A 12,549-nucleotide genomic window follows, 5' to 3' on the forward strand; every position below is an offset into this window, starting at 1 on the left:
TATCCATGTTACAGACAGTATTTATTAGAGAAAACAGAGAGAAAGTAATTGAGGCTTTGGGCAAAAGAGGTTTAGATGCTACCGAAATGGTAGACGAAGTAATTGCCCTTGACGAGAAAAGAAGATCCACACAGGTGGAGCTTGACACTGTTTTATCCGAATCCAATAAGCTGTCAAAAGATATTGGTGGACTGATGAAAGCAGGCGAAAAGGAAAAAGCCATGCTTTTAAAAGAAAAAACGGGGCAGTTAAAGGAGCAGAGTAAAGATCTTGGTGACGAACTTAACAGAGTGTCTGAAGAGTTACAGCAACTGCTTTACAAAATACCTAATATTCCGGCAGATATTGTTCCGGCAGGAAAAACAGCCGATGATAACGAAGAGGTTTACAGTGAAGGTGATATCCCTGCCCTTTTTGAAGGTGCATTACCACACTGGGAACTGGCAAAAAAATATGACATTATTGATTTTGAACTGGGTACTAAAATTGCCGGGGCAGGTTTCCCTGTATACAAAGGCAAGGGTGCAAGGCTACAGCGTGCGCTTATTACCTATTTCTTAGACAAAAATACAGAAGCAGGCTATAAAGAATACCAGGTGCCTCACCTTGTTAACGAGGCTTCGGGTTATGGTACTGGGCAGCTACCGGATAAAGAAGGGCAAATGTACCATGTAGGTATGGACGATATGTACCTTATCCCTACGGCTGAGGTTCCTGTAACCAACTTCTTTAGAGATGTTATTGTTCAGGAAAATGAACTGCCTGTGCTTTGTACGGCTTACACTCCGTGTTTTAGGAGAGAAGCAGGATCGTATGGTGCACACGTGCGCGGACTTAACCGTTTACACCAGTTTGACAAGGTAGAAATTGTAAGGGTAGAACACCCTGATAACAGTTATGCTGCTCTTGACGGAATGGTAGAACACGTAAAAATGCTTTTACAGGAACTAAAACTTCCATACAGAATATTACGCCTATGCGGTGGCGATATGGGCTTCACTGCAGCACTTACTTATGACTTTGAGGTGTTCTCAACTGCACAGGACCGCTGGTTGGAAATCAGTTCGGTTTCTAACTTCGAGACCTTCCAGGCAAACAGGCTTAAGCTTCGTTTCCGTGATAAAGACGGTAAAAACCAACTGGCACACACCTTAAACGGAAGCTCACTGGCATTACCAAGGGTACTGGCTGGTATACTTGAAAACTACCAGACTCCGGAAGGTATTGTAGTACCGGAAGTTTTACGTCCGTACACCGGTTTTGATATAATTAATTAGTAAATTTGTTACTATACCAAAACGCGGGTAATGCTAAAACAGGTATTACCCGCGTTTTTTGTAATAAAAAACAAATTGGCTTATGAAAAAAGTATTTGCCTTTATAGTCCTTATATGGTCGGTTGCGGTATTTGCCCAAAACGAACAGCTGGCTCAAAACTATTTTGAGAGAGGCGAGTTTGAAAAAGCCCTGCTTATATACCAGGATTTGGAGGCTTCACATCCGGGTAATACCTTTTTTCTTCAAAAAACCGTAGCCTGCTATCAGCAAATGCAACAATATAATAAGGCTGAGGAACTGATTATCGAAAGGCTGGAAAAAACAAAAAGACCATTTTTGTATGTAGAGCTGGGGTATAACTATCAGTTACAGGGCAACACTGAAAAAGCCGAAAGTAATTACGAAAAAGCGATTAATTCAATCAATGAAAATGCCACAAACGTATATGCAGTAGCCCAAAACTTTGAGCAGAAAATTTTGCCTGAAAAGGCTATTAAGGCTTATGAAACTGCTACAGCCATAAACAAAAGCATGAACTTTGATTACCAAACGGCAGTATTACAGGGACAACTGGGCAATATGGATTTGATGATCGAAAAACTGCTTAGTTTCGCCTATAACAATCCGCATAACCTGCCTATTGTAAAAAATCAGCTTTCAAGGTTCATGATACAGGATGCTCAGGAGTCTTTTAACGATGCGCTTCGCAAAGCACTGTTGGTAAATACACAAAAAAATCAGGATATTTTCTGGAACGAATTTCTAAGCTGGTACTATGTTCAGCAAAAAGATTATGGCAAAGCATTCATTCAGCAAAAAGCCATTTACAGGCGTGATCCAAACACCTTTAGTAGCATTATTACACTGGCAAGGCTTGCTGCCGAAGAAAACGAAACGGAAACAGCGAGGGAAATTTTCACTTACATTCTTGAAAACAGTGATGTTGCTTCGGTGCAGCTCTATGCACATCAATACCTGATATCTGCTGATATTAAAGACGCTAACGAAAGTGATTTTACAGCTATTAAACAACGTATAAACGATCTGTTGGAACAATATGGCAGCGGTCCAAACACCATTGACCTGCAAATACTCAAAGCTGACTTTGAGGCTTTCTACCTTAAAGAAAGTAATACCGGTATAGCAACGCTTAATCAGGCACTGGAAATAGGGCTTAACCGTTATCAAAAGGCTGAAGTAAAAATGAAACTGGCTGATATACTATTGCTGGATGAGAAATTTAACCAGGCAATTATTTATTATGCCCAGATTGAAGACGAACTTAAAAACGATGAGGTAGCACACGAAGCGAGCCTTAAGGTTGCAAAAGCCAGTTATTTTAAAGGAGATTTTGAATGGGCTCAAAAACAGCTTAAAGTTTTAAAATCTTCGTCATCACAGCTTATTGCAAACGATGCGCTTGAGCTTTACCTGCTGATTATAGACAATACAGTTGAAGACAGTACCCAAACGGCTTTAAAGAAATTTGCAAAGGCCGACTATAAGCTGTACCAAAATAAAAAACAGGAAGCCCTTGACGGATTTAAAGATATACTGGCAAACGATAAAACCGAAAGTATACAGGATGTTACCCTTTTGCGTATAGGCCGTATGTATGAAGATTTAAAACAGTATGACCTTGCCCTGCAGTACTACAAACAGATAATAGACAATTATGCCGAAGGAATTTATATTGACGAAGCCCTGTTCTATTCGGCTGAGATATACAACAAAATACTGGAAGACCCCGAAAAAGCAATGCCTTTGTATGAAAAGGTCATTTTTAATCACGAAGACAGTATTCACTTTGTTGAGGCCCGTAAACAATACAGGCTCCTTCGCGGTGATGCAAATAGTTAGTTAATAATTGTACCTTTGCATTGATTATCCCTAATAACGGGAATAATAAATCACCAAACTTACATTTCATGATAATATACAACGTAACAATAAATATAGACGACTCTGTTCACGACCAGTGGGTTAACTGGATGAAGGACAAGCACATTCCTGAAATACTGGCTACCGGAAAGTTTACCGAAGCTAAAATGGTAAGGGTAATGATTGTTGAGGAAATGGGTGGTACTACCTACTCCATACAGTACTTTACAGAGAGTAAAGAAATGCTGGAAAGATACTATCAGGAAGATGCACCTAAGTTTAGGGAAGAAGGTATGAGACTTTTTGGCGACAAAATGCTTGCCTTTAGAACCGAACTTGAATTACTGCACGAGTTTAAACGTTAATAAACAACCCGCTGCCTGTAGCCTGTACAGCTTGCAGGCTCATATATAAATGAAGATGGATAAAGTTAGAGCCAAAAAACACCTTGGGCAGCATTTCCTTACAGACGAAAATATTGCTAAGAACATAGCCGATGCCCTAACACTGGAAGGGTATAAAAAAATACTGGAAATAGGTCCCGGTATGGGGGTACTTACCAAATACCTTTTGGAAAAACCCATAGACACCTATGTTATTGAGATTGATAATGAATCGGTTGAATATCTTAATGCACATTACTTTAAGCTACATGGCAAAATCATATCTGAAGATTTTTTAAGGTATGACATTACCAAGGTTTTTGGCGATGAACCTTTTGCCATAATAGGGAATTTCCCGTATAACATTTCGTCTCAAATTGTTTTCCGTGCACTTGAAATGCGCGACCGTATTCCTGAGTTTGCAGGGATGTTCCAAAAGGAGGTTGCCGAGCGTGTTTGTGAGAAAAAAGGCAGCAAGACCTACGGAATCCTATCGGTGCTAACACAAGCTTTTTATGAGGCCGAATACCTGTTCACCGTATCTGAAAACGTATTTAGCCCACCTCCAAAGGTAAAGTCAGGGGTACTGCGTTTAAAGAGAAAGGAAAATTATAAACTGCCTGTAAACGAGAAATTGTTTTTTAATGTAGTGAAAACCGCCTTTAACCAGCGCAGAAAAACACTTCGTAACAGTTTAAAAACATTCAATCTTTCTGATAATTTAAAGGAAGATAGTATCTTTGGCCTTCGTCCGGAGCAACTGTCTACGGAGGACTTTATTGAACTAACAAAAAAAATAGCGGCTAATGGAGTTTAAAATCAGCAGGGATTTTATTGCTCAGATAGAGCAATTAATAAGTGAAAACCGTGAAAAGGAATTACAGGATCTCCTTGAGGATATTCACTATGCTGATATCGCCGAAATTATGGGCGAGCTGGACGACTCCGGCGCTATTTATATTTTCCACATACTTGACAGCGAAAAGACGGCCGAGATACTTCTGGAAATTGATGAGGAAGTAAGGGAGAAAATCCTTCGTGAGCTTTCGTCAAAAGAAATTGCCGAAGAGCTTGACGAACTTAGTACCGATGACGCTGCCGATATTATTGCCGAACTGCCTCAGGACCGTAAGGAAGAGGTAATCTCTGAACTTGTAGACGTAGAGCACGCAAAAGACATTGTTGACCTTTTGCGCTATGATGAAGACAGTGCCGGTGGTTTGATGGGTAAGGAGCTTGTAAAGGTTAATGAAAACTGGAACGTACTTACCTGTGTAAAGGAAATGAGAGAACAGGCTGTAAATGTACAGCGTGTACACTCCATTTATGTGGTAGACGATGAGAACAGACTAAAAGGGCGATTATCTCTTAAAGACCTGCTTACCACCTCTACCAAAACCCCTATTAGAGAAGTATATATCCCTAAAGTGGATTTTGTAAAAGTGGATACCCCAGATGTGGAGGTAGCACGTATAATGCAAAAATATGACCTGGAAGCGATTCCGGTTGTAGATGAGCTTGGCAGGCTCGTGGGCCGCATTACCATTGATGACATCGTAGACGTTATTAAGGAAGAGGCCGACAAGGATTATCAGCTGGCAGCAGGTATCTCGCAAGACGTAGAGGCCGATGACAGCATAATCGAACTTACCCGCGCGAGACTGCCATGGCTTGTTTTAGCTCTTTTGGGTGGTTTTATTAGTGTAAGACTGCTAAACACTTTTAGTGGCGCTATGGACAACCATAGGGAACTTTTCTTTTTCACCCCGCTTATTGCCGCAATGGCAGGTAATGTTGGCGTACAATCCTCTGCGATTATTGTACAGGGTTTAGCAAACAACAGTATTAGCGGATCATTGTGGAGAAGGCTTATTAAAGAAATCCTTTTAAGCCTTTTAAACGGTTCGTTACTGGCTATTATCCTTATTGCCGGGAGCCATATCATTTTAGGTGTTAGCTACGAACTTGGACTAACGGTAAGTGTATCGTTGGTTTCGGTTATTATCATTGCTTCACTTATAGGCACCTTTATACCTATTTTCCTTAACAGAGTAGGTATTGACCCTGCTTTGGCTACGGGTCCGTTTATTACCACCAGTAACGATATTTGCGGTATCCTTATTTACTTTACCATTGCCAAACTGATATTAGGGTTTTAATAGTGTATTACAAATCGATTTAGTACACCATCTTTAATCCAGTAACCTATAGAACCTTCGCTCTCGTTAAAACGAAGCCAGTGTAACTGTTCCTTTTTGTAGTCTTCAAATTTCTTTGAACTAATAACATTAAACGACATTGATTCAGGGTACTTTTCTAAAAAAAGCTCCTGTTTACTGCCTATGGATAAGCCATCTATTCCCCATCCTGAATCAGGGTTATTTACCTCAACACTAATCAGCCTAACATCATCTTCAAAAGTATAGATGTCTCCGTTTAAGCTGTACACAAACTCCTTCCTGCCATAGTTATTCACTTTATCAACAAGGGTTAGTTTTCCAAATTGTTTTTCAAATTTATCTTTAGTAAAACCTTTGAGGTTTTTACTTTTAAACAAAACTATGTCAGGGTTCTCACTTGGAAAATCAATCATCCTCATCCCTTCAATATCCTTGGTAAAATCAAATTCAAAAAATTCTTTTATAATTCCTGTAAGTGATTCTTTAAACACTCCTTTTTCATCTATATAAGCTTTTGTCATTTCAGGAAAAACAATACGATTATTATCAGCTGTTGTAAAAAGAGTATCCCTAAACTCTTCCTTCTCTACCACAATCATATTATGGATCATACCCCCTGCTCCTATAACGCCATAGTTATTGCCACAACCATGTGGCACTCCACTCCACTCCTTAGCTTCCTTTTTTAATGAAAGTAATCTTTCTGCAAGTTTTTCATCATCAGATTCCGCCATTACATACCATGAAAACCCTTTAAAACCTAACTTCCTGTATTCCTCTACATATATCTTTACTGAGCAGGGTCCATCATCATCTTCGACAAGAAGCCTGTAAGCAATAATTTTTGCCTTTTGAGAAAAACAGGCTGCATAACTAAAAAGCAGTAAAAGGTAAAGGTGTCTCATTTAATTACTATTTTTACTTAAAACGTATTTATGAAAAAATTATTTCTGTTGCTTTCTGTATTATCCATAGGAACAACACTACTTATACCCAAACATACCTCCATAAACCCTAAAAAGGAAAAAGCTGTTATTAACCAATTACTAAACGACTGGCATGCTGCAGCTGCTGAAGCCGACTATAACGGATACTTTGACAAGATAGCCGACGATGGCATATACATAGGTACCGATGCTACCGAAAACTGGGACAAAAAAGCCTTTGCCGCTTTTTCTAAACCTTACTTTGACAAAGGACGTGCCTGGGACTTTAAAGCTCTTGAACGAAATATTTATTTCAGTAAAAATGGTAAAACTGCTTGGTTTGATGAACTGCTTGACACCTGGATGAAAGGCTGCCGGGGATCGGGTGTACTGGAAAAACAGGGAGGTGAATGGAAAATAAAACACTATGTACTTTCCATGACCATACCTAACGAAGTTACCAGTGAAGTAATCCCTTTAAAGGCAAAATATGAAGATGCTTATATCCAGAAACTGAAAGAGAAAAAGTAACTACTCCAATATTCTGTCATTTCGATACGCAGTATAGCGAAGTGAGAAATATCAGCTATTTATAACCAGATTTGTCCATTTCACTACATTTCAGTCGACATGGAAATAAAAAAGCCCCGAATTATTGGGGCTTCTTTTATTATTCTGCTTTGGCACTTAAATGCTCTAACATATCTGTTGTCATAGCATCAAGGTCAAACTCATGTTTCCAGTTCCAGTCCTCTCTTGCACTGCTGTCGTCAATACTTTGCGGCCAGCTGTCGGCTATCTTCTGGCGGAAGTCAGGTTCATAAGAGATGGTGAAATCCGGCATGTGTTTCTTAATCGATTCTGTAATCTCTTTCGGGGTGAAATCCATTGCCGAAAGGTTGTATGAAGAACGTATTTTGATATTCTCGGCAGGTGCCTGCATAATCTCTACAGTAGCACGAATAGCATCATCCATATACATCATTGGCAGTCTTGTTTCCTCACTAAGAAAACAGTTGTATGTGCCGTTTTCCAGTGCCTTGTGGTAAATATCAACCGCATAATCAGTAGTACCGCCACCAGGTAATGTAGACCAGCTTATAAGCCCCGGGTAACGGATGCTTCTCACATCCACACCATATAAGTTGTGGTAGTACTCGCACCACCTTTCACCTGATTGTTTAGAGATACCATATACGGTAGAAGGCTCCATTACAGTATACTGTGGTGTATTTTGTTTAGGCGTTGTAGGCCCGAACACAGCGATACTTGAAGGCCAGAATATTTTTTCGATTTTCCCGGCTTTGGCTAAGTTAAGCACGTGGAAAAGTGAGTTCATGTTCAAATCCCATGCAAAGGCAGGGTTTTTCTCGGCAGTAGCCGATAGTAGTGCAGCCATCAGGTAAACATCAGTCACATTGTATTTCTCAATAACCTCTTCAATCTGATTAAAATCCAAGGCATTTACTACTTCAAACGGCCCTGATTCAACAAACTCAGGATCTGTTTTTCTTACATCTGAAGCGATTACATTATCTGTACCGTAAATACTTCTTAGCTTTTTGGTTAATTCTGTCCCAATTTGCCCACAGGCTCCAATAATTAGAATAGCACCCATAATTTTAAGTTTAGTGGCTGCAAAGATAACGTTTTAGCATTATCAAATCCATTTATTTACCTGCTATATAAAACAATTTTTTTAAAGATTGTGATTTACTTATTAACCTTATTGCCATATCCTTAAAATGAAGCCTGTTTTTATTTCATACTAATTATTTTATGGGCACGCAGGCATATTGGCCTAACATTTGTAAATTTGCTTTGCAATAAAAACGCTATGAAGTATTTAAAACTTATTATATTATTTTGCTTTACTTCCCTAGTATTGTCCTGCAAAGACGACGAAAAAATAAGGGAAGCCGAAGCACTAAGGGCTAAAGAACAGAGTGAAGCCATTTTAAAGGTTATAAGTGAAAACTGGAAGTTTGATGTCCCAAAAGTAACACCACGTGTAAAAGCCAAACTGGAAGGCTGGAACGAGTGGCACAGTTTTAAAAGTGAACTTGCCGATAAACCTACAGGTTCGCTAACCGCATACCGAAATAAGGTAAAAACCATAGCCGAAAAAGCTGATGACTTAAACAAGAACATACCTGCATTTTTTGACAAGCCACAGGTAAGAAGCCGTATTATGGTAGTGGTAACCAAAATAAGAACCCTTTACACTTACATTAATCTTGATGTGGTACAAAAGGATAAAATTATTAGTGCTATTAGTGAGATTACTAAAGAAACCATCTCTCTGCAAAATCAGCTGGATGAACTGGTAAAACTAAGTGAAATCCCGAAAGAGAAAGGCGAAGAAGATTTACTTAAAGCTTTAGATACCATTCGTATGGCGAATCCGGATATGATACCCGACGGAAAAGACGCCAAACAAAAACTACAGATAAAACCTCAAAACCCACAGTTTTTAAAACCCGTATCTCCCATTAAAAGAGACCTAAAACCGAAATCAGAAAATTGAAACCGGAAATTTTAGAAAAATACAGCCAGTCGGCCAAAGTAAAACAAATTAGTGAAAGCCTGCAGCAGCGTGAAAACAAACTGCATATAAAAGGGCTTGTGGGTTCGTCCCTGTCATTTGTTATGGCCCCATTATTCAGGCAAACCCAGCTTCCGTTCCTGCTTATACTAAAAGATAAGGAAGAGGCTGCCTATTACCTTAACGATCTGGAACAGCTTATAGGTACAGATGATGTGTTGTTTTACCCGGGTTCCTATCGCAGGCCATACCAGATAGAAGAAACTGATAATGCCAATGTACTGCTAAGGGCCGAGGTACTTAACCGAATCAACTCACGTAAAAAACCGGCTGTTATTGTTTCGTACTCAGAAGCACTTTTTGAAAAGGTAGTTACCCGTAAGGACTTAGATAAGAATACCCTTAAGGTGGCTGTGGGCGATCAGGTATCTATAGATTTTATAAATGAGGTATTGTTTGAATATGAGTTTCGCCGTGTGGATTTTGTAACCGAACCTGGAGAATTCTCCGTTCGTGGTGGTATTGTAGACGTGTTCTCGTTCTCTAACGATAACCCTTACCGTATAGAATTCTTTGGTAATGAGGTAGACAGTATACGTACCTTTGATGTGGAAACGCAGCTGTCTCTCGAAAAGCAGAAAAAAATAACGGTTATCCCTAACATGGAAAACAAGTTTATGCAGGAAAGCCGCGAAAGCTTTTTAGACTACATAAACGAAAAAACCGTACTCTTTATACAAAATACCGAAGGACTTTTAAGCCAGCTGGACAACCTGTTCAACAAGGCGGGCGATGCCTTCGAAAAACTAAGCAAGGATATTAAGCACGCTTCACCCGAAGAACTTTTCCTTAACCAGCAGTCGTTCATAAAAAAGGCTTTGGATTTTACGGTTGCCGAGATGGGCTCCAAACCGATATTTAAAACCCAAAAAACCTTTGAGTTTTACATTCAGCCACAGCCGTCGTTTAACAAACAGTTTGACCTACTGCTTAACAACCTTAACGACAATCATACTAACGGATATAAAAACTACCTGTTTTGCTCAAGCGAATCGCAGGCCAAACGTTTTCATGATATTTTTGAAAGCCTTGACGAAGCAAATCATGAAGATATCCGTAAGCAATATAAAACCATTGTATTCCCTATTTACGAAGGGTTTATAGACGAGGAAAACCAACTGGTTTGTTATACCGATCACCAGATATTTGAACGTTACCATAAGTTCAATATCAAGAACGGGTATTCCAAAAAACAAACTATTACGCTTAAAGAGCTTAACTCATTATCAGTAGGTGATTATGTTACCCATATTGACCACGGTATTGGTAAGTTTGGCGGATTACAGAAAATACAGGTAGAGGGCAAAACACAGGAAGCCATCAAGCTGGTATATGCCGATAACGACATAGTATATGTAAGCATCCACTCGCTGCACAAAATATCCAAGTACAACGGAAAAGACGGTACACCTCCCAAAATTTACAAACTGGGATCGAGCGCATGGAAAACCCTTAAACAAAAAACCAAAGCCAGGGTTAAGCATATTGCCTTTAATCTTATAAAACTGTATGCAAAGCGCAGACTGGAAAAAGGTTTCCAATATGCTCCCGACAGTTACCTGCAGGCCGAACTGGAATCATCTTTCATTTATGAGGATACTCCCGATCAAATTACGGCAACCCGTGATGTAAAAGCCGATATGGAAAGTGAACGCCCAATGGACCGCCTTGTGTGTGGTGATGTGGGCTTTGGTAAAACAGAGGTTGCCATACGTGCAGCTTTTAAGGCGGTAGACAACGGTAAGCAGGTTGCCATACTGGTACCTACTACCATACTGGCTTTTCAGCATTATAAAACATTTCGCGAACGTTTAAAGGACATGCCTGTTTCCATAAACTACATTAACCGTTTCCGTACAGCAAAACAAAAAAGCGAAACGCTTAAAGACCTTGCCGACGGCAAACTGGACATTATTATAGGAACGCATCAGCTTACCAATAAAAATGTGGTATTTAAAAACCTTGGGCTTTTAATCGTAGATGAGGAACAAAAATTTGGTGTTAATGTTAAGGACAAGCTTAAAACTATTGCCCAAAACGTAGATACCCTAACCCTAACAGCTACCCCTATTCCAAGAACGCTTCAGTTCTCACTGATGGCAGCAAGGGACTTATCTGTAATCACTACGCCCCCTCCTAACCGTTACCCTATAGAAACACAGGTGGTAGGTTTTAATGAGGAAATTATACGCGATGCTATTTCGTATGAGATACAGCGTGGCGGACAGGTATACTTTATAAACAACCGTATTGAGAATATTAAGGAGGTTGCCGGAATGATACAACGTCTTGTACCGGGAGCCAAAGTAGGTGTAGGCCATGGCCAAATGGAAGGTAAAAAACTGGAAGAGCTTATGCTTGCCTTTATGGATGGTGATTTTGATGTACTGGTAGCTACTACCATTATTGAGAGCGGACTTGACGTACCTAATGCCAATACCATTTTTATAAACAATGCGAATAACTTCGGACTTTCCGATCTGCACCAAATGCGCGGGCGTGTAGGGCGAAGTAATAAAAAGGCATTTTGCTACTTTATCACGCCTCCTTATTCTGCCATGACTGAAGATGCCCGTAAGCGTATACAGGCGCTGGAACAGTTTAGCGATTTAGGCAGTGGGTTTAACATTGCCATGAAAGACCTTGAGATTCGTGGCGCGGGAGACCTACTGGGTGGTGAGCAAAGCGGATTTATAAACGAGATAGGTTTTGAAACCTACCAGAAAATTATGAACGAAGCCATAGAGGAACTTAAAGAAAATGAGTTTAAGGACCTGTATGAGGAAGTGGAAGGCACTACCGAAAAAGAATATGTAAAAGACATACAGATTGATACCGACTTCGAACTGCTGTTCCCTGACGAGTATGTAAATAACATTACCGAAAGGCTTAACCTTTATAACGAACTGGGTAATATTAAAAATGAGGAAGAACTGGTAGCTTTTGAACAGAAGTTAATTGACCGTTTCGGGGCATTGCCAAAACAGGCAGAGGCACTGCTTACCAGTATGCGTATTAAATGGGTCGCTACAAAAATGGGTATTGAAAAACTGTTACTTAAACAGGGGAAAATGCTTGGTTACTTCGTATCAGATCAACAATCGGCTTTTTACCAGTCGGGCAATTTCCATAAGGTACTTCAGTTTGTACAAAAAAATCCGTCGCTTATCCGTATGAAGGAAAAACAAACCAAAAACGGACTGCGACTACTTATTACTTTTGATAATGTAAAATCAGTGAAGAAAGCCAAGGAGCTTCTTGATATGGTTTTTGAATAAAATAAAAAAGCACTGATT

At 39.7% G+C, this 12,549-nt stretch carries 10 protein-coding genes; 8 read left to right on the top strand and 2 right to left on the bottom strand.

The genetic code is table 11. The features are described from left to right. Window positions 1-5: 5 nt before the first annotated feature. From serS to mgtE, 5 genes are all read left to right on the top strand, one after another. Complete coding sequence (gene serS, locus ABS768_RS09065; RefSeq protein WP_408074660.1) at window positions 6-1,277, top strand: serine--tRNA ligase; 1,272 nt, start codon at window positions 6-8, stop codon at window positions 1,275-1,277. A gap of 82 nt (window positions 1,278-1,359) precedes the next feature. Then, complete coding sequence (locus ABS768_RS09070; protein ID WP_408074661.1) at window positions 1,360-3,138, top strand: tetratricopeptide repeat protein; 1,779 nt, start codon at window positions 1,360-1,362, stop codon at window positions 3,136-3,138. Window positions 3,139-3,206: 68 nt separating this feature from the next. Further along, window positions 3,207-3,524 carry a DUF4286 family protein gene (locus ABS768_RS09075; protein ID WP_408074662.1) on the top strand — a complete coding sequence of 106 codons (318 nt, stop codon included), beginning with the start codon at window positions 3,207-3,209 and terminating at the stop codon, window positions 3,522-3,524. A 55-nt stretch (window positions 3,525-3,579) separates the two neighbouring features. After that, window positions 3,580-4,359: a 16S rRNA (adenine(1518)-N(6)/adenine(1519)-N(6))-dimethyltransferase RsmA gene (gene rsmA, locus ABS768_RS09080; RefSeq protein WP_408074663.1), complete on the top strand. Its 780-nt coding sequence runs from the start codon at window positions 3,580-3,582 to the stop codon at window positions 4,357-4,359. Further along, a complete protein-coding gene (gene mgtE, locus ABS768_RS09085; protein ID WP_408074664.1) occupies window positions 4,349-5,701 on the top strand; it encodes a magnesium transporter in 1,353 nt (450 codons plus the stop codon). Before rsmA ends, mgtE begins: the two co-directional genes overlap by 11 nt. Here mgtE and ABS768_RS09090 read toward each other — a convergent pair. Beyond that, window positions 5,698-6,627, bottom strand: a complete 930-nt coding sequence (locus ABS768_RS09090) for a hypothetical protein (protein ID WP_408074665.1) — start codon at window positions 6,625-6,627, stop codon at window positions 5,698-5,700. The two genes, mgtE and ABS768_RS09090, sit on opposite strands and share 4 nt — an antisense overlap. A 30-nt stretch (window positions 6,628-6,657) precedes the next feature. Between ABS768_RS09090 and ABS768_RS09095 the strand changes: the two genes are divergently transcribed. Beyond that, the gene (locus tag ABS768_RS09095; protein WP_408074666.1) at window positions 6,658-7,179 is read left to right on the top strand and encodes a nuclear transport factor 2 family protein; all 522 of its coding nucleotides are present in this window, start codon (window positions 6,658-6,660) and stop codon (window positions 7,177-7,179) included. 139 nt (window positions 7,180-7,318) lie between these two features. Here the strand turns inward: ABS768_RS09095 and ABS768_RS09100 are convergent, their stop codons facing one another. Beyond that, window positions 7,319-8,266: an L-threonine 3-dehydrogenase gene (locus ABS768_RS09100; RefSeq protein WP_408074667.1), complete on the bottom strand. Its 948-nt coding sequence runs from the start codon at window positions 8,264-8,266 to the stop codon at window positions 7,319-7,321. 219 nt (window positions 8,267-8,485) lie between these two features. Between ABS768_RS09100 and ABS768_RS09105 the strand changes: the two genes are divergently transcribed. Then, on the top strand, window positions 8,486-9,175 hold the full coding sequence (locus tag ABS768_RS09105) for a hypothetical protein (protein WP_408074668.1): 690 nt from the start codon (window positions 8,486-8,488) through the stop codon (window positions 9,173-9,175). 122 nt (window positions 9,176-9,297) lie between these two features. Then, window positions 9,298-12,531 carry a transcription-repair coupling factor gene (gene mfd / locus ABS768_RS09110; RefSeq protein ID WP_408074848.1) on the top strand — a complete coding sequence of 1,078 codons (3,234 nt, stop codon included), beginning with the start codon at window positions 9,298-9,300 and terminating at the stop codon, window positions 12,529-12,531. The last annotated feature ends 18 nt before the right edge of the window (window positions 12,532-12,549 follow it).

Origin of the sequence: Flavobacterium rhizophilum, assembly GCF_046000485.1 — a bacterium.
Lineage (GTDB): Bacteria > Bacteroidota > Bacteroidia > Flavobacteriales > Flavobacteriaceae > Flavobacterium > Flavobacterium rhizophilum.